At 71.2% G+C, this 25,114-nt stretch carries 21 protein-coding genes; 8 read left to right on the top strand and 13 right to left on the bottom strand.

The window, feature by feature from the left end; translation table 11 throughout:
- The first annotated feature begins 211 nt into the window (after positions 1 to 211).
- Together QWJ90_RS11400 and QWJ90_RS11405 are read left to right on the top strand one after the other, a co-directional pair.
- Positions 212 to 1,537 (top strand): hemolysin family protein, encoded by a 1,326-nt coding sequence (locus QWJ90_RS11400; RefSeq protein ID WP_290107960.1) that lies wholly within the window; start codon positions 212 to 214, stop codon positions 1,535 to 1,537.
- The gene (locus QWJ90_RS11405) at positions 1,534 to 2,595 is read left to right on the top strand and encodes a hemolysin family protein (RefSeq protein ID WP_290107961.1); all 1,062 of its coding nucleotides are present in this window, start codon (positions 1,534 to 1,536) and stop codon (positions 2,593 to 2,595) included. Before QWJ90_RS11400 ends, QWJ90_RS11405 begins: the two co-directional genes overlap by 4 nt.
- Before the next feature lie 154 nt (positions 2,596 to 2,749).
- On the opposite strand, the gene QWJ90_RS11410 is transcribed toward QWJ90_RS11405, so the two are convergent.
- Positions 2,750 to 4,216, bottom strand: a complete 1,467-nt coding sequence (locus QWJ90_RS11410; RefSeq protein ID WP_290107962.1) for a GuaB1 family IMP dehydrogenase-related protein — start codon at positions 4,214 to 4,216, stop codon at positions 2,750 to 2,752.
- Positions 4,217 to 4,435: 219 nt separating this feature from the next.
- Here QWJ90_RS11410 and QWJ90_RS11415 point away from each other — a divergent pair, with 219 nt between their 5' ends.
- Complete coding sequence (locus QWJ90_RS11415; protein ID WP_290107963.1) at positions 4,436 to 8,101, top strand: multifunctional oxoglutarate decarboxylase/oxoglutarate dehydrogenase thiamine pyrophosphate-binding subunit/dihydrolipoyllysine-residue succinyltransferase subunit; 3,666 nt, start codon at positions 4,436 to 4,438, stop codon at positions 8,099 to 8,101.
- Positions 8,102 to 8,164: 63 nt separating this feature from the next.
- Here the strand turns inward: QWJ90_RS11415 and QWJ90_RS11420 are convergent, their stop codons facing one another.
- The 8 genes from QWJ90_RS11420 to QWJ90_RS11455 all read right to left on the bottom strand — a co-directional run bounded on the left by QWJ90_RS11420 (position 8,165) and on the right by QWJ90_RS11455 (position 13,832).
- The gene (locus tag QWJ90_RS11420) at positions 8,165 to 9,472 is read right to left on the bottom strand and encodes a GNAT family N-acetyltransferase (RefSeq protein WP_290107964.1); all 1,308 of its coding nucleotides are present in this window, start codon (positions 9,470 to 9,472) and stop codon (positions 8,165 to 8,167) included.
- Between the two features lie 59 nt (positions 9,473 to 9,531).
- Entirely contained in the window at positions 9,532 to 9,876 is a 345-nt protein-coding gene (locus tag QWJ90_RS11425; protein ID WP_290107965.1) for a DUF3349 domain-containing protein, read from the bottom strand.
- On the bottom strand, positions 9,869 to 10,138 hold the full coding sequence (locus QWJ90_RS11430; RefSeq protein ID WP_290107966.1) for a hypothetical protein: 270 nt from the start codon (positions 10,136 to 10,138) through the stop codon (positions 9,869 to 9,871). Before QWJ90_RS11430 ends, QWJ90_RS11425 begins: the two co-directional genes overlap by 8 nt.
- 1 nt (position 10,139) lies before the next feature.
- On the bottom strand, positions 10,140 to 11,309 hold the full coding sequence (locus QWJ90_RS11435) for an inorganic phosphate transporter (RefSeq protein WP_290107967.1): 1,170 nt from the start codon (positions 11,307 to 11,309) through the stop codon (positions 10,140 to 10,142).
- Positions 11,310 to 11,440: 131 nt separating this feature from the next.
- On the bottom strand, positions 11,441 to 11,686 hold the full coding sequence (locus QWJ90_RS11440) for a hypothetical protein (protein WP_290107968.1): 246 nt from the start codon (positions 11,684 to 11,686) through the stop codon (positions 11,441 to 11,443).
- A gap of 4 nt (positions 11,687 to 11,690) precedes the next feature.
- Positions 11,691 to 12,881 (bottom strand): inorganic phosphate transporter, encoded by a 1,191-nt coding sequence (locus tag QWJ90_RS11445; RefSeq protein ID WP_290107969.1) that lies wholly within the window; start codon positions 12,879 to 12,881, stop codon positions 11,691 to 11,693.
- A gap of 103 nt (positions 12,882 to 12,984) precedes the next feature.
- A complete protein-coding gene (locus QWJ90_RS11450) occupies positions 12,985 to 13,236 on the bottom strand; it encodes a zf-HC2 domain-containing protein (protein ID WP_290107971.1) in 252 nt (83 codons plus the stop codon).
- Positions 13,233 to 13,832, bottom strand: a complete 600-nt coding sequence (locus tag QWJ90_RS11455) for a sigma-70 family RNA polymerase sigma factor (RefSeq protein ID WP_156241928.1) — start codon at positions 13,830 to 13,832, stop codon at positions 13,233 to 13,235. The genes QWJ90_RS11450 and QWJ90_RS11455 overlap by 4 nt, the downstream gene beginning before the upstream one ends.
- Positions 13,833 to 13,952: 120 nt before the next feature.
- Between QWJ90_RS11455 and aroA the strand changes: the two genes are divergently transcribed.
- Together aroA and rsgA are read left to right on the top strand one after the other, a co-directional pair.
- Positions 13,953 to 15,308: a 3-phosphoshikimate 1-carboxyvinyltransferase gene (gene aroA, locus QWJ90_RS11460; protein WP_290107973.1), complete on the top strand. Its 1,356-nt coding sequence runs from the start codon at positions 13,953 to 13,955 to the stop codon at positions 15,306 to 15,308.
- The gene (rsgA, locus tag QWJ90_RS11465; RefSeq protein WP_290107974.1) at positions 15,305 to 16,357 is read left to right on the top strand and encodes a ribosome small subunit-dependent GTPase A; all 1,053 of its coding nucleotides are present in this window, start codon (positions 15,305 to 15,307) and stop codon (positions 16,355 to 16,357) included. Before aroA ends, rsgA begins: the two co-directional genes overlap by 4 nt.
- A gap of 337 nt (positions 16,358 to 16,694) precedes the next feature.
- Here the strand turns inward: rsgA and QWJ90_RS11470 are convergent, their stop codons facing one another.
- The 3 genes from QWJ90_RS11470 to QWJ90_RS11480 form a co-directional block, all read right to left on the bottom strand.
- Positions 16,695 to 17,849, bottom strand: coding sequence for an SseB family protein (locus tag QWJ90_RS11470; RefSeq protein WP_290107975.1), 1,155 nt, complete (start codon positions 17,847 to 17,849; stop codon positions 16,695 to 16,697).
- Positions 17,850 to 17,953: 104 nt separating this feature from the next.
- A complete protein-coding gene (locus QWJ90_RS11475; protein WP_290107976.1) occupies positions 17,954 to 19,141 on the bottom strand; it encodes an MFS transporter in 1,188 nt (395 codons plus the stop codon).
- A 2-nt stretch (positions 19,142 to 19,143) separates the two neighbouring features.
- Positions 19,144 to 21,525: an ATP-dependent helicase gene (locus tag QWJ90_RS11480; RefSeq protein WP_290107977.1), complete on the bottom strand. Its 2,382-nt coding sequence runs from the start codon at positions 21,523 to 21,525 to the stop codon at positions 19,144 to 19,146.
- 133 nt (positions 21,526 to 21,658) lie between these two features.
- Here QWJ90_RS11480 and QWJ90_RS11485 point away from each other — a divergent pair, with 133 nt between their 5' ends.
- Positions 21,659 to 22,309: a GntR family transcriptional regulator gene (locus QWJ90_RS11485; RefSeq protein ID WP_290107979.1), complete on the top strand. Its 651-nt coding sequence runs from the start codon at positions 21,659 to 21,661 to the stop codon at positions 22,307 to 22,309.
- Between the two features lie 58 nt (positions 22,310 to 22,367).
- Positions 22,368 to 23,030 (top strand): GntR family transcriptional regulator, encoded by a 663-nt coding sequence (locus QWJ90_RS11490; protein ID WP_290107980.1) that lies wholly within the window; start codon positions 22,368 to 22,370, stop codon positions 23,028 to 23,030.
- Here QWJ90_RS11490 and QWJ90_RS11495 read toward each other — a convergent pair.
- On the bottom strand, positions 23,023 to 24,033 hold the full coding sequence (locus QWJ90_RS11495) for a glycerophosphodiester phosphodiesterase family protein (RefSeq protein ID WP_290107981.1): 1,011 nt from the start codon (positions 24,031 to 24,033) through the stop codon (positions 23,023 to 23,025). The genes QWJ90_RS11490 and QWJ90_RS11495 overlap by 8 nt on opposite strands.
- Positions 24,034 to 24,189: 156 nt before the next feature.
- Between QWJ90_RS11495 and QWJ90_RS11500 the strand changes: the two genes are divergently transcribed.
- A complete protein-coding gene (locus tag QWJ90_RS11500) occupies positions 24,190 to 25,089 on the top strand; it encodes a Bax inhibitor-1/YccA family protein (protein ID WP_290107983.1) in 900 nt (299 codons plus the stop codon).
- The last annotated feature ends 25 nt before the right edge of the window (positions 25,090 to 25,114 follow it).

Raw genomic sequence — 25,114 nt, forward strand, 5'->3', positions numbered from 1 at the left:
CCCCATGTCTCACTCCCGGCGGGCAAGACCCAGCGGATAACCGCAGCAACTGAGACACGGCCGTCGCGGCCCCATCCCGCATCCACCCCACCCACTCCCCGCACGCGCTCAGAGCGGCGTGCCGTATCATGAGGCGCACAATGGACGACCCTCCGAGTTACAGACGATCGCCCCACTGCCCGCACCCCGAGCCCCTCGGAGGTGAGAAGTGATGGATTACGTCTTCCTGGGCGTGGGGCTCATCCTGACTGTCGGAACCGGACTGTTCGTCGCGAGCGAGTTCTCGCTCGTGAACCTCGACCGCGCCGACCTCGAGGCCCGGCAGGCGCGCGGCGAGTCGCGACTCGCGCTCACCATCCGCGCGCTGCGCCACACCTCGACGCACCTCTCGAGTGCGCAGCTCGGCATCACACTGACCACGCTGCTCACCGGATACACCCTCGAGCCGGCGTTCTCGCACCTCCTCGCCCCCGTGCTCCTCGGCACCGGCCTCGCCGAAGCCGCCGTCGCGCCCATCGCGACGGTCGTCGCCATGGCGGTCGCGACGGTCCTGTCGATGATCCTCGGCGAGCTCGTGCCCAAGAACTTCGCACTCGCGCTGCCGCTCGGCACCGCGAAGCTCGTCGCCCCGTTCCAGATCGGGTTCACGGCGGTGTTCCGCCCGATCATCACCCTCCTCAACGGCAGCGCCAACGCGGTGCTGCGCGCGATGGGCATCGAGCCGAAGGAGGAGCTCTCCGGCGCCCGCTCGGCCGACGAGCTCTCCAGCCTCGTGCGGCGCTCGGCGCTCGCCGGCGTCCTCGAGGAGGACACCGCGTCGCTTCTCGACCGCAGCCTCACGTTCGCGCGCCTGAGCGCGGGCGACGTGATGACTCCGAGGCCGCGCGTGCATGCGATCGGCGCGGGCGACTCCGCCGATGAGATCATCCAGCTCGCGCGGCAGACCGGGCACAGCCGCTTCCCCGTCTACGACGAGTCCATGGACGACATCGTCGGCATCGTGCACCTCAAGGCCGCGGTCAGCGTGCCCCGTGACCGGCGCGCCGACGTGCCGGCCGCCGCGCTCTCGAACGAGCCGCTGCGCGTGCCGGAGACGGTGCACCTCGACGCCCTGATCGCGGAACTCCGCGGGGGCGGCTACCAGATGGCGATCGTCGTCGACGAGTACGGCGGAACCGCGGGCGTCGTCACGCTCGAGGACCTCGTCGAGGAGATCGTCGGCGAGGTCTCGGATGAGCACGACCGACGCCTCGCCGGGGTCGTGCGCCATCGCGACTCCGTGACCTTCCCCGGCCAGCTGCGCCCGGACGAGCTGCGCGACCGCGCCGCCGTCGAGGTGCCGGAGGACGACGCCTACGACACGATCGGCGGATACATCATGAGCGTGCTCGAGCGCGTGCCCGTGCTCGGCGACACCGTGCGCGTCGACGACGGCACGCTGACGGTCGAGCGGATGGACGGACGTCGCGTCGACCGCGTCCGCTTCACCCCCGACCCGCTGCCCGAGGGCGCCGACGACGAGGAGGCACGCTCGTGAGCGACTGGGCAGGCCTGGCGTGGCTCGTCGTGCTGCTGCTGGCGAACGCCTTCTTCGTCGGCGCGGAGTTCGCCGTCATCTCGGCGCGACGCTCGCAGATCGAGCCGCTGGCTGAGAAGGGCCAGCGGTCGGCGAAGACCGCGCTGTACGCCATGGAGCACGCGACGCTCATGCTCGCGACCTCGCAGCTGGGCATCACGATCTGCTCGCTGCTGATCCTGAACGTCTCGGAGCCGGCGCTGCACCACCTCGTCGCCGAACCGCTGGGGCTCACCGGGATGGCCGAGGGGCTCGTCGACGCGATCGCCTTCGCCATCGCGCTCGTGTTCGTCTCCTACCTGCACGTCGTCTTCGGCGAGATGGTGGCGAAGAACATCGCGTTCTCGGTGCCCGACCGCGCGGTGCTGCTTCTCGCCCCGCCGCTGGTGTGGGTGTCCAAGGTGTTCCACCCCGTCATCTGGCTGCTGAACTGGCTCGCGAACGCCGTGCTGCGCCTGTTCCGCGTCGAGCCGAAGAACGAGGCCGCCTCGACCTTCACGCTCGACGAGGTCGCGACGATCGTCGCGCAGTCGCGCCGCGAGGGCGTGCTCGACGACGCCGCAGGGACCGTCGCCGCGGCGGTGGAGTTCACCGACAAGAAGACGAAGGATGTCGCGGTGCCGCTCTCGCGCATCGTGACGCTCCCCGAGACGGTCACGCCCGACGAAGTCGAGCGCGCGGTCGCGAAGCACGGCTACTCGCGCTACGTGATCGTGGACGACGCCGGCGAGCCCGTCGGCTACGTCCACCTGAAGGACATCCTGCGCGCGGCGGGCGGCGACAGCGCCGACGAGAAGGCCACCCGGCCCATCCCGCCCAAGCGCATCCACGCCATGGTGCCGATTCAGGAGTCGACCGACCTCGAGGACGCGCTCGCGATCATGCGTCGCGCGGGTCGTCATCTCGCCCGGGTGCGGGACGCGAGCGGCGCGACCACGGCCGTCCTCTTCCTCGAGGACATCATCGAGGAGCTCGTCGGCGAGGTGCACGACGCCACCGAGCGCTCGCGCCGCCGCTGACCCGCCCCCGGCCACCCCGTGTCTCACTCCCGGCGGGGAAACCGCCCGCATTCCCACCCGGAGTGAGACACGGGACGCCCCCATGTCTCACTCCCGGCGGGGAAACCGCCCGCATTCCCACCCGGAGTGAGACACGGGGGCGGCGAAAAAGAGGTCACCAGCTGACGGGGAGGGCCTTCCCCTCTTCGTACCCGGCGGTGGACTGCAGGCCCACGTGCGCGCGCTCGTGGAACTCCGGCACGCTCGCCGCGCCGGCGTACGTGAACGACGAGCGGACGCCCGACGTGATCATGTCGACGAGGTCCTCCACGCCCGCGCGCTCCGGGTCGAGATAGATGCGCGACGACGAGATCCCCTCGGCGAAGAGCTCCTTGCGGGCGCGCTCGTACGGGTCGAGTCGTCCGAAGCGCTCCTGCACGGCCTTGGCCGAGGCCATCCCCCACGATTCCTTGAAGAGGCGGCCGTTCTCGTCGGTCTCCAGGCGGCCCGGCGCCTCGATCGTGCCCGCGAACCACGAGCCGATCATCACGCTGGCCGCGCCCGCGGCGAGCGCGAGCGCGACGTCGCGCGGGTACCGCACCCCGCCGTCCGCCCACACGTGCGCGCCGAGCTCGCGCGCGGCGGCGGCGGTCTCCAGCACGGTCGAGAACTGCGGACGCCCGACGGCGGTCATCATGCGCGTGGTGCACATGGCGCCTGGGCCGACGCCGACCTTGAGAATGCTCGCGCCCGCCTCCACGAGATCGTGCACGCCCTCGGCGGTGACGATGTTGCCCGCGACGAGGGGAATGTCGAGGCCGAGGCCGGAGACGGTGCGGAGCGCGTCGAGCATCGACTCCTGATGGCCGTGCGCGGTGTCCACGACGAGCACGTCGACGCCGGCGGCGACGAGGGCGCGCGCCTTGGCCGCGACGTCGCCGTTGATGCCGATCGCCGCGGCGACCGCGAGCCGCCCGGAGGCGTCGACGGCCGGCCGGTACAGCGTCGAGCGCAGCGTGCCGCGCCGGGTCGCGGTGCCGACGAGGCGCCCCTTGCTCACCACGGTCATCATCTCGACGTCGGCCTCGACGAGGAGGTCGAAGGCGTGCCGCGCGTCGGTGACGTCGTCGGCGTCGATCGACGGGACGGGGCCGCGCACGAGGTCGCCGAGCTCGGCGTCGGGCAGCGCGGTCGCGAGCCGGGTGGCGGGCAGCACGCCGCGGATGTCGGAGACGTGCGGCATCGTGCCGTCCGGCTCGGGCTCGCGCCCCACGACGATGCCGTGTCCGGCGATCGCCGGCAGCAGCCGCCGCGCACCCTCGACGGAGGTCTGCGGCGACAGGATGAGCGGCGTCTCCCAGGGCACCGGCTGCCGCTTCACCCAGCGGATGGCCTCGTCCAGCATCTGCAGGGGGGTGTCCTGCGGGAGCACGCCGAGTCCGCCGCGACGCGCCAGGGCGGCGGCGAGCCGGGGGCCGGTCACGGAGTTCATGTTGCTCGAGACGAGCGGGATGGTCGCGGGGGTGCCGTCGCCGGGGGTGAGATCGACCTGCAGTCGGCTCGTGATGCCCGACCGCCGCGGGGCGAGGAACACGTCGGAGTAGGTGAGGTCGACCGTGGGTGGCTCGCCGATGAATTCCATGCCGCCCACGCTAGCGCCGCGGCCGGGCATCCGGCCCTCGCCGGCGCGTCAGCTGGGCGCCGTCCGGGCTCCGCGCGCGTCGAGTGGTCTAGGCTGGATGTCTGAACGTACGCGCATCGTCCCGGCGCGGAGCGACCTTCTGGAAGGTCCGGTTCGGGGGGATTCTGCCGCAGTGGAGCGCGTGCTATCCATTCAGGGACGAAAGTGGGCGATCCTGCCGTGTCAAGCCATCTGACGGGCGTCGGTACATCGAGCGAGGGCGAGTTCGGGGCCAACGAGTGGCTCGTCGAAGAGCTCTATGAGCAGTTCAAGGTCGACCGCAACGCGGTCGACAAGGAGTGGTGGCCGATCCTGGAGGCGTACGGCGCCGCCGGCGCGAAGTCGCAGCCGCTCGCGACCGCGAACGACGGCCCCGCGCACCCGCCGACCGCTCCCATCCCGGTGATCGGCCAGCAGCCCGTCGCGCGCACCACCGCCCGCCCCGCCGCCCCGGCGCCGATCCCCGCCGACCAGCCGGTGTCGAAGCCGTCCGCCGAGGCGCAGCCGGAGGCCGAGTCCGACAAGGTCACCGCCCTCAAGGGCATGACCAAGACGCTCGCGAAGAACATGGACGAGTCGCTGACCGTCCCGACCGCGACCAGCGTCCGGACCATCCCCGCGAAGCTGATGATCGACAACCGCATCGTCATCAACAACCACATGGCGCGCGCCCGCGGCGGCAAGGTCAGCTTCACGCACCTCATCGGCTGGGCGCTCATCCGCGCGCTCAAGGAGTTCCCGAGCCAGAACGTCTTCTACGCCGAGATCGATGGCAAGCCCTCGGTGGTCGCCCCCGCGCACATCAACCTCGGCATCGCCATCGACCTGCCGCGGCCCGACGGCTCGCGTGCGCTCATGGTGCCGAGCATCAAGAAGGCCGACACCCTGACCTTCAACGAGTACCTCTCGGCCTACGAGGACCTCGTCAAGCGCGCCCGCGCGAACAAGCTCACCGGCGCCGACTTCGCCGGCACGACGATCTCGCTGACGAACCCCGGCGGCATTGGCACGGTCCACTCCGTGCCGCGCCTCATGAAGGGCCAGGGTGCCATCATCGGCGCCGGTGCCCTCGAGTACCCGGCCGAGTTCCAGGGCGCGAGCGCGCGGACGCTCAACGAGCTCGCGATCGGCAAGACGATCACGCTCACGAGCACCTACGACCACCGCGTCATCCAGGGTGCGGGCTCGGGCGAGTTCCTCAAGAAGGTGCACGAGCTGCTGCTGGGCCAGCGCGACTTCTATGAGGAGATCTTCGCGGCGCTGCGCATCCCCTACGCGCCCATCCGCTGGAACTCCGACGTCGCGGTCGACCTCTCCGAGCGGATCGACAAGACCGCCCGCGTGCAGGAGATCATCAACTCGTACCGCGTGCGCGGCCACCTCATGGCCGACGTCGACCCGCTCGAGTACGTCCAGCGCGAGCACCACGACCTCGAGATCGAGTCTCACGGCCTGTCCTTCTGGGACCTCGACCGCGAGTTCGTCACGAACGGCTTCGGCGGCCGCCGCCAGATGAAGCTCCGCGACGTCCTCGGAGTGCTCCGCGACTCGTACTGCCGCACGACCGGCGTCGAGTACATGCACATCGCCGACCACGAGCAGCGCGAGTGGTTCCAGCGCAAGCTCGAGGTGCCCTACGTCAAGCCCGCCCACGACGAGCAGCTGCGGATCCTCCGCAAGCTCAACGAGGCGGAGGCGTTCGAGACGTTCCTGCAGACCAAGTACGTCGGCCAGAAGCGCTTCTCGCTCGAGGGCGGCGAGTCGCTCATCCCGCTGCTCGACCGCATCCTGCAGGGCGCCGCCGACGCGGGCCTCGAGGGCGCCGCGATCGGCATGCCCCACCGCGGTCGGCTCAACGTGCTCACGAACATCGCCGGCAAGGCGTACGGCGAGGTCTTCCAGGAGTTCGAGGGTGCGCTGCCGGGCAACAAGCGCGGCTCGGGCGACGTGAAGTACCACCTCGGCACGCACGGCACGTTCACCTCGGATGGCGGGTCCGGCCTCGAGGTGCTGCTCGCGGCCAACCCGTCGCACCTCGAGACGGTGGACGGCGTGCTGGAGGGCATCGCCCGCGCCAAGCAGGACCGCGGGCCGATCGCCTCGTTCGCGTGGCTGCCGATCCTCGTCCACGGCGACGCGGCTTTCGCGGGCCAGGGCGTCGTCTTCGAGACGCTGCAGATGTCGCAGCTGCGCGGGTACCGCACTGGCGGCACCGTGCACATCGTGGTCAACAACCAGGTGGGCTTCACGACCCTCCCGCAGGACTCGCGCACCTCGTACTACGCCAGCGACGTGGCGAAGTCGATCCAGGCCCCGGTCCTGCACGTGAACGGCGACGACCCGGAGGCCGTGGTCCGCGCGGCCGAGCTCGCCTTCGAGTACCGCGAGCGCTTCCACCGCGACATCGTCATCGACCTCATCTGCTACCGCCGACGCGGTCACAACGAGGGCGACGACCCCTCGATGACGCAGCCGCTCATGACCGACCTCATCGGCGCCAAGCGCTCCGTCCGCCGGCTGTACACCGAGGCCCTCGTCGGCCGCGGCGACATCACCGAGGAGGAGTACGAGCAGGCGAAGGCCGACTTCCAGAACCGGCTCGAGGTCGCGTTCGCCGAGACGCACGCGGTGGAGACCGGCGCGAACCCGGTGATCACGCCCGACGCGGTGGCCGAGCCGGTCGTCGGCGAGCCCGACGTCACGGGTGTGCCGGCCGAGGTCATCCATCAGATCGGCGACGCGCATGCGAACAAGCCCGAGGGCTTCTCCGTGCACCAGAAGCTGCAGCAGCTGCTGGACAAGCGCGTGCAGATGAGCCGTGAGGGCAAGGTCGACTGGGCGTTCGGCGAGCTGCTCGCGTTCGGCTCGCTCCTCCTCGAGGGCACCAACGTGCGCCTGGCCGGTCAGGACTCGCGCCGCGGCACGTTCGTGCAGCGTCACGCGGCCTTCCACGACCGCGTGAACGGCCAGGAGTGGCTGCCGCTCGTGAACCTGTCGGAGAGCCAGGGGCGCTTCTGGGTGTACGACTCGCTGCTCAGCGAGTACGCCGCCCTCGCGTACGAGTACGGCTACTCGGTCGAGGCCGAGGAGGCGCTCACCCTCTGGGAGGCGCAGTTCGGCGACTTCGTGAACGGCGCGCAGTCGGTCATCGACGAGTACATCTCGGCGGCCGACCAGAAGTGGGGCCAGGAGTCGGGCGTGGTGCTCCTCCTCCCCCACGGCTACGAGGGTCAGGGCCCCGACCACTCCTCGGCCCGCATCGAGCGCTTCCTGCAGCTGTGCGCGCAGGACAACATGACCGTCGCGCGCCCGTCGACGCCCGCGTCGTACTTCCACCTGCTGCGCCGCCAGGCGTACGCGCGTCCGCGGCGTCCGCTGGTGGTCTTCACGCCGAAGGCCATGCTGCGTCTGCGTGGCGCGACGAGCGACATCGCGGAGTTCACGCAGGGCCGCTTCGAGCCGGTCATCGGCGATGACCGCGGCATCGACAAGGCGGGCGTGAAGAAGGTGCTCCTCCACTCCGGCAAGATCCACTGGGATCTGCGCGGCGAGCTGGAGAAGAGCCCGAACCCGGCCATCGCGCTCGTGCGCCTCGAGCAGTTCTACCCCGCCCCCGTGGAGGCCCTGCAGGCCGTCCTCGCGGAGTACCCGAACGCCGAGGTCGTCTGGGTGCAGGACGAGCCCGAGAACCAGGGCGCGTGGCCGTTCATCTCGCTCGAGATCGCCGGCCGCCTGGGCCGCTCGATCTCGGTCGTGTCGCGTCCGGCAGCCGCAGCGCCGTCGACCGGGTCGTCGAAGGTGCACGCGGTCGAGCAGGCCGACCTGCTCTCCCGCGCCCTCTCCTGAGCGCATCCGCGCGAAAGCGGCCGGTCATCCTCGGATGGCCGGCCGCTTCGTCGTGGGGAGGGTTCAGTACCAGATGGTGAGGGCCGGCGCCTCGACCGGCCGCAGCGCCGCGGTGAGCGCGGCCGCCGCCTGCGCGTCGCCCTGAACGCGTCCCGCCGCGCGGAGCCCCGTGAGCGGCACGCCGCCGAGGTACGCCGACGACAGCTCGGACACGCCGAGCCGCAGGTCGGGCGTCGCGTCGGGCGCGCTCTCCGCGTGGCCGCGGCCATCCGCGTCGATCTCGATGCGCCAGGTCCCTGCGGCGAGGCCGAGCGGGTCGCCCACTTCGAGGATGGCGGTGGCCGGGGCGGAATAGGTGCGCGCGGCGATCGCACGGGGCAGGTCGAGGATGCGCAGCCATCCGTGGTCGTGGACGACCTGCGTCGCGCCGCGCTCGTCGCGCACGAGCCAGCGCACCGGGTCGTCGACGGGACGCAGCTTGGCGGTGACCTCGCCGACGAGGTCGTGCTGTAGCGCGAAGCGCCAGAGCGCGGCGGCCGCCTCCGGCGTCTCCGCGGCGAGGTGCCGGACCTGCAGCTGCGAAGGGCGGAAGTCCCCCTCGCCCTCCTCGATCCGGTAGGCCATCGCTCCGCGCACGTCGCCGGCCGCGTCGCGGTAGCGCACGCCGCGCACGGTCTCGCCGTTCTTCGTCGAAGCGTCGAGGCCCGCGTGCTGCCGCCAGCGGCGCGGCCAGCCCTCCACCTCACCCGGCCGTGCCGTGCGCCCGCGCTCGTACACGGCGGCGAGGTCGTCGGCGAGCTGCTCGCGCGAGATGAACTCGACCCGGCCATCCGGCTCGTACCCGGCCCATCCGGCACGACGCGTGTCGATCGTCCAGCGGCTCATCGGCACGGCCGCGCCGAAGCCGTAGCGCCCGTAGATCGTCGCCTCCGTCGCGGTGAGGCCGGCCATCGCCAGGCCCGCACCCGCAGCCGCGCGCAGCTCGCCCTCCAGCATGGCGCGGGCCACGCCCCGCCGGCGATGCGTGGGGCTCACCGTCACGCCGCTGATCGCCCACATGTCGAGTTCGCCGCCCGGAACCGTCAGCGGGGTGACCCAGGAGTGCACGGTGGCGACGGGCACGCCCTCCTGCGCGACCCCCTCGTCGAACACCGCGACATAGCGATTGGACGTGCTCACGAGCTGCTTCTGCTCGTCGATGTAGGAGTCGTCGACCTCGGGTCCGAGGAAGCCGCGCGAGACGGCTTGGATCATCCGGGAGAACGCCGTGCGGTCGTCGTGGTCGACGCTGCGGTAGTCGAGGCCCGTCGCGGCGAGGCGCTCGCGCGAGATCGGGTCGAGGGGAACGGTGCGCGGATCGATGCTGCTCACGCCTCCACCCTACGGCGCGTCGCATGGGGCGCGCCCGGCGCGACCGGGCCGCCGAGCGGTCAGAGGTCGAGGTGGTCGAATCCCTCGAGCGGCCAGCCGGCGCCGGCGAGGCGCGCGGCGACGCGGTGGATGTCGTCATCGCCCGGATGCTCGAGCACGCGTCGGCGGGTGGCCTCGGCGATGTCGGCGGCCGTGAACGGCGCGCCCTCGCTCTCGATGAGCGCGCGCGTGACGGCGTCGACCTCCGCGTCGGTGAGCTTGCGGTGCAGCACCTCGAGAAGCGGCACGTAGTCCTGTGCCGGCACGCCCTCGGCGTAGCCGCGCCGCAGCCACTCGACGACGGAGCCGAGCCCGAAGCGGCGGACGATGGGAGTGCCGTCGGGGTACTCGTTCAGCTCAGCCACCGAACATCTGCTTCCCGAACACGATGACCACGACGCCGAAGAGCGCGATCGCGCCGCAGAGCCCGAAGCACACCCACGCGCCGATCCGGCCGGAGCGCGTCGTCGGAGCGGGAGCGTCATCGGTCGCGACGTAGCCCGCGGGCACCGCCGCGAGCGCGCGCATCCCGAGCGCGAAGAGCGACGGCAGTCCCGCACCGAACAGCAGGCCGACGACGATCACCTGCCACAGCGAGTCCAGCATCCCGAGGACGTCGAGCTCCATGTCAGACCAGCGCCTTCTCTGCGACCTCGGCGGCGAGCGCCTCGTCCCAGTCCTCGTTCACGTTGTCGGGGTTCACCGGCTTGCGCTTGGCGCGCAGCCACATCGCGAGGGCGAGCACGACGAGGATCGCGAACACGACGAGCACGCCGGCGAGGCCGCCGATCGCGCTGCCGAGCATCCAGCAGACCGCACCCACGACAGCCGCGGCCGGCAGCGTGATGACCCAGGCGACGGCCATCCGACCCGCCACGCCCCAGCGCACCTCGGCGCCCTTCTTGCCGAGACCGGTGCCGAGGATCGAGCCCGTCGCGACGTGCGTCGTCGACAGCGGCAGACCGAGGTGGCTCGAGGTGAGGATGATCGCGGCGCTCGAGGCCTCGGCGGCCATGCCCTGCGGCGCGCCGATCTCGACGAGCCCCTTGCCGAGGGTGCGGATGACGCGCCAGCCGCCGAGGTAGGTGCCGAGCGCGATCGCGAGCGCGCAGGCGGCCTTCACCCAGAACGGGATGTCGTCGTCGCCGGTGAGGGCGCCGTGCGCGACGAGGGCGAGGAAGATGACGCCCATCGTCTTCTGCGCGTCGTTGGTGCCGTGTGCGAGGGAGACGAGCGACGCGGAGCCGATCTGGCCCCAGCGGAAGCCCTTCTCCTCGATCCGACGCGGCACGCGGGCCGTGATGCGGTAGATGGCGCGGGTGCCGACGGCGGCGACGAGCGCCGCGACCACGGGGGCGAGCAGTGCGGGCAGCACGACCTTGGCGACGATCGATCCCCACAGTACCCCGCTCGCGCCGTTGACGAGGCCCCAGACGAGTGCGGCGCCGATGAGGCCGCCGAAGAGCGCGTGGCTCGACGACGACGGCAGGCCGAACAGCCAGGTCAGCAGGTTCCAGATGATGCCGCCGACGAGGCCGGCGAACACGATGAGCATGAGCTGCTCGCCGTGCGCCTGCCCGAGGTCGACGACGTCGCCGCCGATGGTCTTGGCGACCTCGATCGAGAGGAACGCGCCGACGAGGTTCAGTCCGGCCGAGAGGGCGACCGCGGCGCGGGGCTTGAGCGCTCCCGTGGCGATGGAGGTGGCCATCGCGTTGCCGGTGTCGTGGAATCCGTTGGTGAAGTCGAACGCGAGCGCCGTGATCACGACGATCGAGAGCACGAGGAGCTCTTCCATACCTCTATGGTCGCGCGCGCGCGAGGGCCGCGAGCGCGGATGAGGGCTTCAGCGGCGTCTGTTCACCCAACGTTCACCTCGCCGTCGGCGGGTCGGCCGCCGGGTGTTCACCGGCGGGTCGGATGGCCCGCTCAGGCTCCGAAGATCACCTTGCCGAAGACGATGACGATGATGCCGAACACCGCCGCGACCGCACAGAGCGCGAAGCAGATCCAGGCGCCCGCACGCGCGCCGGAGGAGACCTCGGGATGCTCCTCGGTTCCGGCGAGGAGCCGGGTGCCGAGGGCGAAGAGGGCGGGCAGGCCCGCTCCCAGGAGCAGGCCGGCGATGACGACCTGCAGGAGGGCCGCGGAGATCGCGGCGACGTCGATGTGCATGCCGCTACCGCCTGACCTTCACGACGCTGGTGATGTTCGCGGTGTCGAGGGTGGCGACGTCGTGCTTGTTCCACGCGTCGTTGACGTTGTGGTGCGACACCTCGTCGCGGCGCGAGCGCACGAACATGAAGATCGACAGGGCGATGAGCAGCCCCAGCACGATGAGGATGCCGCCGAGCCCATCGAAGGCGCTGCCGAGCCACCAGCACACGCCGCCCACAGCCGCGGCCGCCGGCAGCGTGACCACCCAGGCCACGGCCATCCGACCCGCCAGCTTCCAGCGGACCTCCGCGCCCTTGCGGCCGAGCCCGGTGCCGAGGATCGAGCCGGTGGCGACGTGCGTGGTCGACAGCGGCAGCCCCAGGTGGCTGGAGGTGAGGATGATCGCCGCGCTCGAGGTCTCCGCCGCGAGCCCCTGCGGCGCGGACAGCTCGACGAGTCCCTTGCCCAGGGTGCGGATGATGCGCCATCCGCCGAGGTAGGTGCCCAGCGCGATCGCGAGGGCGCAGGTGAGCTTCACCCAGAACGGCACGTCGTCCTCGGGGTTCACGGCGCCGTAGGCGATGAGCGCGAGGAAGATGACGCCCATCGTCTTCTGCGCGTCGTTGGTGCCGTGCGCGAGCGAGACGAGCGACGCCGACCCGATCTGACCCCAGCGGAAGCCTCGCTCGGTACGACGTGCGGGCGAGCGGCGTGTGATCCGGTACACGATCCAGGTGCCGACGCCCGCGACGAGGGCCGCGATGACCGGCGAGAGCACGGCGGGGATGAGGACCTTGCCGATGATGCCGCCCCAGACGACGCCGTTCACGCCGTTGGTGACACCCCACACGAGCGCGGAGCCGACGAGGCCGCCGAAGAGCGCGTGGCTGGACGACGACGGCAGGCCGAAGAGCCACGTCACGAGGTTCCAGATGATCGCGCCCACCAGTCCGCAGAAGACGATGAGCATCAGCTCCTCGCCCTGCGCCTGGTTCAGGTCGACGACGTCTCCCCCGACGGTCTTCGCGACCTCGATCGAGAGGAACGCGCCGACGAGGTTCAGCACCGCCGACAGGGCGACCGCGACCTTCGGCCGGAGAGCCCCGGTCGCGATGGATGTGGCCATGGCGTTGCCCGTGTCGTGGAACCCGTTGGTGAAGTCGAATGCCAGGGCGGTGACGACCACCAGCAGGAGGACGAAGAGCTCTTCCACGTCGTCTATTGTCCACCCCGCGACTGGGTGCTCAGCACCGCGGCCTCAGGGTCGGATCAGGCGCGGTCGCGGGGTCGGATCAGGCGACGCTCGCGGGGTCGGATCAGGCGACGCTGTGCGCCGCGCGCAGCTTCGCGAGGACCTGGTCGCGCAGATCCTCGGGGGCGACCTCCTCGCGGCATGAGCGCTGGATGGCCTCGGTCAGCGTGTTCTCGACGAGCACCTCGTCCTGGCATGCCGGGCAGCCCTCGATGTGCTCCTTGATCTCCGTGTGCTGGGTGTGGCACAGCTCCACAGCGCCCCGGAGGTACGCCTCGAGGTCCTGTCGGGCCTTCTCGCAGCCGCAGTCGGTCATTTCTTCGCTCCTGTCTCGGCGGCCGAGATGCCTCGCTCGGCCGCGTAGTCGGTCAGCAGTCCGCGCAGCAGTCGCCTGCCCCGGTGCAGGCGGCTCATGACGGTGCCGATGGGGGTCTTCATGATGTCGGCGATCTCCTGGTAGGCGAAGCCCTCCACGTCGGCGAGGTACACCGCCATCCGGAAGTCGTCGGGGATGGACTGCAGCGCGTCCTTCACGACGGAGGCCGGCATCCGGTCGATGGCCTCGGCCTCGGCGGATCGGCTGCTCATCGCGGTGGTGGACTCGGCGCCGCCGAGCTGCCAGTCCTGGAGATCGTCGATCGTCCCCTGGTACGGCTCGCGCTGCTTCTTGCGATAGGTGTTGATGTAGGTGTTCGTCAGGATGCGGTACAGCCACGCCTTGAGGTTCGTGCCCTGTGTGAAGGACGACCACGACGCGAACGCCTTGACGAAGGTCTCCTGGACGAGGTCGGCCGCGTCGGGCGGATTCCGAGTCATCCGCATCGCCGCACCGTAGAGCTGGTCCATGAAGGGGAGCGCCTGCTCTTCGAACTGCGTGCGCGCGTCGACCGGGGAAGACTGTGCGTCGCTCATGATCGGAGAGTCTAGGCGCGAGGAGGCGAGGTCGTGGGGCGCATCATCCACCGCGACGCGCGGATCCGCAAGGGTGGCGTTCATTCGACTCCTCTCGTGCATTCAGTAGGGTGGAACGCGATGACTGCGCGTGGGTATTCCCTCGACGGCAGCGATGCCGCGAAAAGACCGCAGGGCGCCTATCGGGCTCCCACGGCTGAACGCGCCCTGGGTGCGACTCTGGCCGTTCCCGGATCGAAGTCGCTCACCAACCGCGAGCTCGTGCTCGCCGCGATCGCCGAGGGACCGAGCACCCTGCACCGGCCGCTGCACTCCGACGACTCGCGCCGCATGATCGACGCGCTCGGCGCGCTCGGCGTGGAGATCGAGGAGGTCGAGGGCGACAGCCCGTTCGGCCCCGACCTGCACGTCACGCCCGCCGCTCCCCTGCGCGGCGGCGGCACGATCGACTCCGGCCAGGCGGGCACCGTCATGCGCTTCGTCGCGCCGTTGGCGGGCCTCGCCGACGGCGACGTCTACGTCACCGCGCACGAGAGCGCGCTGCACCGCCCGATGGGCGGCATGATCAAGGCCCTCCGCGACCTCGGCGTCGACATCGACGACGGCGGTCACTGGTCGCTGCCGTTCCGCGTGCACGGCCGCGGGCACCTGCGCGGCGGCGAGATCGACATCGACGCGTCGGCGTCGAGCCAGTTCGTCTCGGGGCTGCTGCTGGCCGCTCCCCGCTTCGACGTCGGGCTGCGTCTGCGCCACGTCGGCGCGCGCCTGCCCAGCGTGCCGCACATCGACATGACCATCGAGTCGCTCGCGCGGCGCGGCGTGCTCGTCGAGCGCTCCGGCCACGACGAGTGGATCGTGCCGGCCGGTCCCGTGCGCGCGAAGGACATCGCGATCGAACCGGACCTCTCGAACGCCGCGCCGTTCCTCGCCGCCGCGCTCATCGCCGGCGGCCATATGACGGTCACGGGATGGCCTGCGCACTCGACTCAGCCCGGAGCGCACCTCACCGAGATCCTCGCCGCGATGGGCGCCCGCGTCAGCCGACGCTCCGGCAACCTGACCGTGTCCGCCGGCAAGGCCATCCAGGGGGTCGATCTCGATCTGTCGGGCGTCAGCGAGCTCACCCCCACCCTCGTGGGCCTCGCGGCCTACGCCGACGGGCCGTCCACCTTCCGCGGCATCGCGCACATCCGCGGCCACGAGACCGACCGCCTCGCCGCGCTCGCGGCGAACCTGCGCGCGGTCGGCGGCGAGGCCGAGGAGCTGCCGGACGGCATCCGCATCATCCCGCGCGAGCTGACCGGCGGCACCTGGCGCGCGTTCCACGATCACCGCATGGCGACCACCGGCGCGCTCGTCGGCATCCGGACGCCCGGGGTCGTCGTCGACGACATCGGCACCACCGCGAAGACGCTGCCCGAGTTCGTCCAGCTGTGGGAGGGCATGCTGCGCGGACCCCGGAGCACCCCCGCGTGAGCTGGCTCGACGACGCCGACGACCTCGACGACGAGTTCGACGAATTCGACGAGTCCAGCATCCGGGTGCGGCCGAACCCGAAGGGCAACCGCCCGCGCACGAAGCGGCGGCCCGCCCACGAAGACGCGCGCATCGCGCGGGTGCTGGGCGTGGACCGCGGCCGCTACACGGTGCTCGTGGACGAGGACGGTCCCGACGAGCACGAGTCGACCGCCGCCCGTGCCCGCGAGCTGCGCCGCACGCCCATCGTCACGGGCGACCGCGCCCGGGTCGTGGGCGATACATCGGGCCAAGACGGCACGCTCGGGCGCATCGTCGGGATCGAGGAGCGCACCTCGCTCCTGCGCCGCAGCGCCGACGACACCGATCAGGTCGAGCGCGTCGTGGTGGCGAACGCCGACCAGATGCTCGTCGTCGTGGCGGCGGCGGACCCGGAGCCCCGCCCCCGTCTCGTCGACCGCTACCTCGTGGCGGCGCTCGATGCGGGCATCCGGCCGCTGCTCGTCGTGACGAAGACCGACCTCGCCGACCCGTCCGCCTTCCTCGAGCACTTCGACGGCCTGCCCGATCTGCGGGTCTTCCGCAGTGCACGCGACGAGGCCCCCGTCGACGAGATCGGCCGCGCGCTCGTCGGGCACTCGACCGTGTTCGTCGGGCACTCCGGGGTCGGCAAGTCGACGCTCGTGAACGCGCTGGTGCCGACCGCCGGTCGCGCGACCGGCCATGTGAATCTGGTCACCGGACGCGGGCGGCACACGTCGTCGTCGACGGTCTCGCTGCGCTACCAGGGCGCGGATGGCCGGGGCTGGGTCATCGACACTCCCGGCGTCCGCTCGTTCGGGCTCGGGCACGTCGACCCCGCGAACATCCTGCGGGCTTACCCCGACCTCGACGCGGTGGCCGAGGAGTGCCCACGCGGGTGCACGCACCTCCCGGACGCCCCCGACTGCGCCTTGAACGAGGCCGTCGCCGCGGGCACCCTGCCCGCCGGCCGTGTGGACTCGCTGCAGCGCCTGCTGGAGACGTTCGCGGCCCGCACGGAGTACTGAGCTCGACCCGGTCCCTGGTCCGGAACTCGGCAGTGCCGAGCCAACCGAAAGCACGCGCATAACGCGAAAACAGCACCACCGGGCCGACCGCCCCGGCGTTCAGTGGTGCCGAACTCGCGGATTCAGGGCTCATAACGCCAGAACTGCACCACCGAATCGGATGGCCGGGAATCCGATGGTGCGGAAATGGCGGAAAGCACGCGCATAGCGGCAGTTCGGCACCACCGAACGGGACGGCCCGGACCTCGGCAGTGCCGAACTCGCCGAATCGCGGCTCAGAACGCCAGAACGGCACCGCGGAACCGGGAGCCCCGGTTCCGCGGTGCCGTTCGACGGGTCACTCCGGCAGCGCGAGCACCGGCGCGAGCTCCTCACGCGTGAGGGTCATCAGCGGACCGGCCGGATCGATGAGCACGCCGCCGAGCTCCTCGTGGTCGCGCAGCATCTTCGCGAGCTTCGGCACCTGGATCGGCAGCGCCTTCTCGCCGCGGCCCTGCGCGACGACCTCGAGCGGGTGCGAGTGCAGCTGCACGAGCCGCGTGCCGTCGGCCAGGCGGGCCTCGGCGATGCCCATCCTCTTGTCGTCCTCGGCGAGCGCGCCGACGGCGACCCACAGCGGCGGGGCTTCGGCCAGCAGCGCGGCGACCTTGTGCGGGGTGTCCGCCTCCCGCGGTGCGGCCAGCAGCGCCTTGAGCCGGAACTCCGGGTCGGCCTGCGTCATCGCCTGCTCGACGATGTCACGCGGCAGCACGACACGGTGCGGCGCGGAGTTGTTGTCGATGATGATCCCGCCGAAGTCGGCCTTCAGCAGCTGCTGCAGCAGCGCCGACACCGGCTGCGCGACCGCCGACGTCTCGGCGTCGCCATCGCTCTGCACGGCCTCGCGCAGCGCCTTGCCCGAGCTGAACGCGACCATGAAGTTCTTGTCGCCAACGCGCGCGATGCCGAACGTCACCGGCTTGCCCTCGGAGATCTGCTGCCGTGCGTCGCCCTTGACCCGCAGGAACACGTGCCCCTGCAGCATCTGACGCAGCACGCCGAGCACCTGAGCACCGGTCGGCTTCTCCGGCAGCGCGGCGAGCGCATCGCGCAGCAGCGCGTTGTCCCGCAGCCCGGGAACCGTCTCGAGCACCGTGGGCGGCGCAGCCGGCGCCTTCGGCAGCTCGGGCCGCGGGGCGGGCGTCGGCTGCGGCGCGGATGGCCGCGGCTGGCCCGCCGCCGACGGTGCGGCGGGGGCGGACGGCCGAGGCTGAGCGGGCGTGGACGCCGATTCGGCGGACGGCTGCTCCTCCGACGGGCGAGCGACCTGCGGGCCCGACGATCCGACGCCGCGGAAGGCGGAGAACGAGATGCCGACCTCGGGGGTGCTGTCGGCCGAGGTCTCGGCGGGCTGCTCGGCGGCCGCCGCAGCGGCCTCCGATCCTTCGACGGGGGTCGAGGTCGCCTCCTCCGCCGTGGGGTCGGTCTTCTTCTTCTTCGAGAACAGGCCCATGGATCCACCCTACGGGTCGATGCCGGCACCCGCGCTCGACATCGGCGCCCCGTGCACCCGCGCACACCCCGCAGGACAGCGCGCAGAACACCGCGCGGCCGCCGTCAAACCGCGTGCTCGTCCTCGCGCGGAATGAGCGGCAGCGACACGAGCGGCGCGAGCGCTGCCAGCGCGAACGCGAGCGGGTAGCCGACCGCCGTGATGAGCGCGCCCATGAGCGGGCCGACTGCCGAGGCCACGATGAACTGCCCCGTGTTCTGCACGCCGAGGGCCTTCCCCGACCAGCCCGACCCCGCGGCCTCGGCGACGGAGGTGAAGGCGAGGCCGTTGTCCGCCACGGTCACCGTGGTCGCGATGACGAGCACGATCGCTGCGGCGGGGCTCCAGGCGAGCGCGGCTGCCGCGGCCAGCAGCGCCATCACCGCGATGCCGCTCACCGCCACCCAGCGCAGCACGCGCGCCCGGCTGCCGACGCGATCGCTCACCGCGCCGACGGCGATGCGGCCGAACGCGCCGATGAACTGCGACGCCGCGATGAGCGCGCCGGCGGCCGCGGCGTCCCATCCGAGTCCGGCGATGAGCCACACCATGCCGAACGTCGACAGCAGGAACTGCGGAACGACGAGAAGCGCCGACACCGCGTGGATGCGCAGCAGGAAGCTGCTGCGCCGATACGGGCTGCCGGCTGCGACGACCTCGGCCGCCGTCGCGCGTGGCGGGTTCTCGATGCCCACGGCGCACAGGATGGCGCAGGCCCCGGTCGCCACGGCGGCCGCGATGAGCGGCGCGGCGATGCCGTGGGCCGCGGCGAGCGGCGGCACGATGATCGCCGCGGCGGCGACGCCCAGGGGCTGCGACATCTGGCGGATGCCCATGGCGAGGCCCCGACGCTCCTTCGGGAACCAGCCGACGACGATCCGGCCGCTGGCCGAGTTGACGCTCGCCGACGCTCCGCCCGCGAGCGCGAGAAGCACCCCGAGCAGCACCAGGCCGGAGGCCGCAGCGGCCGCCGCGGAGAGAAGCGCCGTGAGCACGAGCCCAACCGCGATGACGCCGCGCTCCCCGCGGCGGTCGGCGAGGTGCCCCCACGCGACGAGCGTCGCGACCATCCCCGCGGTGGGCGCGGCGGCAACGAGGCCGGCCTGCGCGAGCGTCAGACCCCGCTCGAGGTGCAGCAGCGGGATGAGGTACGCGGGCGCGCTGACGAGCATCGTGCCGGCGGCCTGCGCGAGCACACCCAGCACGAGCATGCGCCAGGCTTTCGCCGGCGCGCGGGTGGCGACGTCGACCATCCTCAGATCTTCGTGATCGGCGCGACCTTGATGAGGAGCTTCTTCGCACCCACGGTGTCGAAGCGCACGTGCGCGACGCGCTTGGCGCCCTCCCCCGTGACCACGTCGATCGTCCCCTCGCCGAAGTCCTCGTGGCGGATCCGGTCGCCGGCGGCCACCTCGAGGTCGCCGTTGTCGCGCACCTTGTTCGTCACGAGCCCCGGGAACCGGTCCATCGCGGTCGACTTCGGCTTCAGCCCGCTGCCGGGCGCCAGCGGCTTCACGCCCCATCGGTCGTTCTGCGGCCGGCGCGCGTTGAGCGCGCGGGACTGCGAGCCGCCGCGCGAGTTCACGTCGCCGGGCGACTGCTTCCAGTCGATGAGCAGCGCGGGGATCTCCTGCAGGAACCGGCTCGGCATCGCGGCGGTGACCTCGCCGAACTGCGCGCGCGTCATCGCCAGCGACACGTAGAGCCGCTTTCGCGCCCGGGTGATGCCGACGTAGAACAGCCGGCGCTCCTCCTGCGGCCCGCCCGGCTCGTTCGCCGAGATGCGGTGCGGGATGAGGTCCTCCTCGACGCCGGTGAGGAACACCGCGTCGAACTCGAGGCCCTTCGCCGTGTGCAGCGTCATGAGCGAGACCGAGCCCGACTCGTCGTCGAGGTCGTCGGTGTCGGCCACGAGCGCGACCTCGGTGAGGAAGTCGACGATCGTGCCCTCGGGATTGTTGCGGGCGAACTCGCGGGTCACGGCGACGAGCTCGTCGAGGTTCTCCACCCGCGCCTCGTCCTGCGGGTCGCGGCTGCGGCGCAGCGCGTCGTAGTAGCCGCTGTCGTTGAGGAGCACCCGCAGCGCGTCGGTGACGGAGCTGGACGGCGGCTGCTCCCCCGACGCGGGCTGCAGGATCTCGCTCGCCGCGCGCAGCACCTCGTCGAGCTGCGCGATCGCCTTCTGCAGCTTGGGACCGAGGCCCATCTCGGCGGGGTGGGCGAGGGCGTCGCGGAAGCTCATCCCGTTGTCGGCGGCAAACCTCGCGATCGTCGTCTCGGTCACGTCGCCGATGCCGCGCTTCGGGCGGTTGAGGATGCGCCGCACCGCCATCTCGTCGGCCGGGTTCGCGACCGCGACGAGGTACGCGAGGGCGTCCTTGATCTCCGCGCGGTCGTAGAACTTCGTGCCGCCCATGATCTTGTACGGCACCGCCGCGCGGATGAAGATCTCCTCCAGCGCGCGCGACTGCGAGTTCGTCCGGTAGAAGACCGCCATCTGCTGGTAGTCCATGCCCGCGCGACGCAGCTTCTCGACCTCATCCGCGACGAACTGCGCCTCGTCGTGCTGCGAGTAGCCGGTGAAGCCGACGATCTTCTCGCCCTCGCCCTGGTCGCTCCACAGCCGCTTGTCCTTGCGGTCGAAGTTGTTGCGGATGACGGAGTTCGCCGCGTCGAGGATGTTCTGGCTCGAGCGGTAGTTCTGCTCCAGCAGCACCACCTTCGCCCCCGGGAAGTCGCGCTCGAACTCCGTGATGTTGCGGATGTCCGCGCCTCGGAACGCGTAGATGGACTGATCCGAGTCGCCCACGACCGTGAGCGAGGCGCCGTCGGCCTCGGGGATGAGCACGGCGGCGCCGCCGGAGGAGACCTCCGTCTGCACCGGCCGGGTCAGCTCCCGGATGAGCTGATACTGGGCGTGGTTGGTGTCCTGGTATTCGTCGACGAGGATGTGCCGGAAGCGCTTCCGGTACACGTCGGCGACGTGCGGGAACGCGCGGAAGAGGAACACGGTCTGCGCGATGAGGTCGTCGAAGTCGAACGCGTTCGCCTTCTGCAGCGCCCGCTGGTAGTCGCCGAAGATCTCCACGAACTTCCGCTCGGCCGGGTCGCTCATGTTCGCGTCGCGCGCATACGACTCCGCGTCGGCGAGCTCGTTCTTGAGCTTGGAGATGCGCGACTGCACGCCGGCGGGCGTGAGCCCCAGCGCGTCGGCCTCCCGCTCGCGCACGATGCGCTTGAGCAGCGCGCGGGAATCGCCGGAGTCGTAGATGGTGAACGCCTTGGTGAACCCGAACTGGCCGGCCTCGCGGCGGAGGATCCGCACGCAGGCGGAGTGGAAGGTCGCGATCCACATGCCGCGCGCACTGTCGCCGACGATCTGCTCGACGCGCTCGCGCATCTCGCCGGCCGCCTTGTTCGTGAACGTGATCGCGAGGATCTGGCTCGGCCACGCCTCCCGATTGCGCAGCAGCGACGCGATGCGGTGGGTGAGCACACGGGTCTTCCCCGAGCCTGCGCCCGCGACGATGAGCAGCGCCGGGCCGCGGTATTCGACGGCCTCGCGCTGGGGCGGGTTGAGCCCCTTCAGCAGGTCATCGTCGGAGGCGGCGGAGAGGGAGAAGAGCGCGTCTGTCATGTCGGTTCCGAGTGTAGATCGAGCCCCTGACAACGCCGGATCTAGGGATATGCCCTGCAGCCGAGTTCCTGAGCGACTTCCCGCAGGTTGTGGCGGTAGTGTTCATCCGTTCGCATCGACTCTGGAGGTTGCGATGCCGAATTTCATCGGAAAGCTCGACCTGTCACCGGCCCGACTCGGTGACGCTGTGTACGACCGGATCGCCGCGGCGATCGTCGACGGCTCTCTCGCACCCGGAGAGCGGATTCGCGACCTCGACATCGCCGAGAGCCTCGGCGTCTCGCGCATGCCCGTGCGGGAAGCCCTGCAGCGCCTGGAGCGCGAGGGCCTCATCGAGATGTCCGCGAGCCGCTTCACGCGCGTGACGGAGATCACGCCCGAGATGGTCGCCGCGTCCATCGAGTTCGCGCGCTATCAGACCGCCGTGGCCGCTCGGATGGCTGCGGAGCGGATGGACGACGTCGCACGCGACCACGCGCTCGCGCTGCTCGACGAGCTCCGCGCGGCGCTGGCAGCGGGCGACCGCGTGCGCGCGTGCGAGCGCTACTTCGCGTCGTTCATGTTCCTCGTCGATCAGACGGAGAACCCCGTGTTCCGCTCGCTGACCGGCGAGGCGCGCTTCGCCCTGGAGCGCAACATCGGGCAGGGCGAATTCGCGATCGCCGTCGACGAGGCCTCCGGAGCGCTCTTCGACGACCTGCGCGATGCCATCCGCGACGGCGAAGGCGTGCGCGCCGAGCAGATCATCCTCGACCTGTTCGACGTGGTCACGCCGCAACCCTGACGTCACGTGCTTGGCGCTTCGGTTCCCGAGCGCTAGCTTCTCTGCAGGGGGGTCTGCCATGGAGCGTTCTTCGTTGCAGGTGCGTGTCGTCGAGCACGCCGAGCTGTTTCGCGCGATCGATCACGTCGCCGATGCCATCCGATCGGGCGAGCTGCCGCCGGGCGCGCGCATCCGCGACGCGCGACTGGCCGCCGAGCTCGGCATTCCACGCGCCCTCGTGCGCGTGGCGCTGCGGGAGCTCGAGCAGCACGGGCTCGTCCGCGAGACTCGCACGCGGTTCTATCGGGTGACCGAGCCGGCGCCGAATCGGTTCCAGACCGCGATGGAGTGCGTGGGGCTCGAGATCGGCATCGCCCTGCAACTCGCGCTGCCGAAGATGGACGTCGCCGCCCGCGCCGATCTGTCCGCCCGGCTGCGCCGCGCCGCGCGGATCTGCGCGCGGCCGGGAGTCACGGCCGAGGCGGTCTATGCCGCGACCTTCGACCTCTTCGACGAGGTCGTCGCGCGCACCGGCAATCCGTTCCTGCGCACGTCGTTCGACCGTGCGGGCCGCGAGGTGCAGCGCAGCATGCGCGGCGAGATGCCGCTGCTCAACCCGCCGAGCATCATCGGCGCGTGCGCGGCCGAGGTCGCGCGCGCGGTGGACGAGGGCGACGCTCGCCGGGCCGACCGTGCGCTGCGACGCATGTTCCGGCCGGCATTCGGCCGCGCCCTCAGCTGACCGGGCGGAAGACGTCCATTCCGAGATCGGGATGGTCGACGAAGATCCCGTCGAGCTCGCGAAGGAGTTCCCACTCCGCCCGGTAGTCGCCGAACGCGGCGCGTCCACCCGGGCCGCGGAACTCCGGCAGCAGGAACGCATTCTCAGGGCGGCATGTCCAGGCGTAGAGCTGCAGGCCGCGCTCACGCACGTCGCTCACGAGCGGGGCCGACCCGCGCGCCCGACCCGTGCCATCCGGATCGAGCACCATCTTCTTGTCCACGCTGATGCCGTCGACGACGCCGACGAGGGCGTCGAGACCCGACGGACTCGCGATCTCGGCATACGTCGGGGCGGCGGCGCCGTCGCGCGCGACGAGGTCGGCGGGGGCGCCGTCCGCCTCGATCAGGTGGATGTACGTCGCCGCGACGCCGCGCTCGCGCACCCGCTCGAGAACCGTCCCCTCGAACGACTCGACGATGAGCGGAAGGCCCGACGCCGGCGATCCGCTCTCGCGCAGATCGCGCTCGACGAGGGCCGCGAGATCGATGCCGAGACCTGCGAAGTAGGTCGCGTGCTTGATCTCGAGCACGACGCCGATCTCGCGACCGTGCTCGAGCGACGCCGCCCGCACGAGGTCGAGGAGGTCCGCCAGGCGCAGGATGGGCTCGGCGTCGTCGAAGGTCGCGCTCGCCGGGCGGAGGGCCGGGATGCGCTCGCGGGTGCGGAGCGTGGCAAGCTCGTCCCAGGTGAAGTCCTCGGTGAACCAGCCGGCCATCCGCTGCCCGTCGACCGCCTTCTCGGTGCGCCGATCGGCGAACTCCGGATGGTCGGCCACGTCGGTGGTGCCGGAGATCTCGTTCTCGTGGCGGACGACGAGCACGCCATCGCGGGTCGCGACGACGTCCGGCTCGACGGCGTCCACTCCCATCGCGAACGCGAGCGCGTAGGACGAGCGGGAGTGCTCCGGGCGGTACCCGGGGGCGCCGCGGTGGCCGATGACGAGCGGATGGCGACGGGGCATCACAGCAGGCTAGTTTCGCCCACGGAGAACCGGCGAGAATCACAGCCCGTCCATAGCGTGGCGTGACTACCCTGAGGGGACAGCATCATCGTGGGGCTTCCGCGGAGCTCGACGATGAGATCGCGCCGTCTTTGCAGACATTGGAGTGACCACATCATGGCCAGCCCCGGTTTCAACAACCCCGTCTTCTCGCCGGACCCGCGCGCGGTCCGGTCCTACCCCGGCGCGCCCCGCACCGCGCAGTACGGCACGCCCACGACTCCGCCGCCCGCCGCCCAGTTCGGTCAGATGGGCGTCGACGCGGCCGCGAACGCGCAGATGGAGGGTGCGTTCGCCGCTCCCACGGCCGGCGCGCACCAGACCGGCCGCATGACCATCGAGGACACCGTCATGAAGACGGTGCTCCTGTTCGCGGTGCTTCTCGTGACGGCGGCGGTGGGCTGGATCATCACGCTCGGCGGGTCGCTCAGCCCCGCGAACGCCACCTCGCTGTCGATGGGCCCGATGCTCATCGGCGTCATCGGCGGCGGCATCCTCGGCCTCGTCAACGCGTTCAAGAAGAACCCGAGCGTTCCGCTCATCGTCGCGTACGCGGCGTTCGAGGGCCTGTTCGTCGGCGGCATCTCCGCCTACTTCGAGTTCATCTACCCGAGCATCATCGTGCAGGCCACGCTCGCCACGGTCGCGGTCGTCGGCGTGACGCTCGCGCTGTTCATGAGCGGCAAGGTGCGCGCCACCCCGCGCGGCGCCAAGATCCTCATGATCGCGATGATCGGCTACCTCGTCTTCTCGGTGCTGAACCTCGTGCTCTCGATGACGGGCGTCGTCGACGGCTGGGGCCTCCGCTCGGGCTGGATCGGCATCGCGATCGGCGTGCTCGTCGTCTTCATGGCCGCGTACTCGCTCGTCATGGACTTCGACATGGTGCAGCAGGGCGTCCGCAACGGCGCCCCGCGCAAGTTCGCGTGGCAGGCCGCCTTCGGCATCATGGTCACGGTCGTGTGGCTGTACGTCGAGATCCTGCGCATGATCGCGATCCTCCGCGGCAGCGACTGACCTCGCCGCCGCTTTACACGAAGGC

It is taken from the genome of Microbacterium oryzae, from assembly GCF_030406385.1.
GTDB lineage: Bacteria > Actinomycetota > Actinomycetes > Actinomycetales > Microbacteriaceae > Microbacterium > Microbacterium oryzae_A.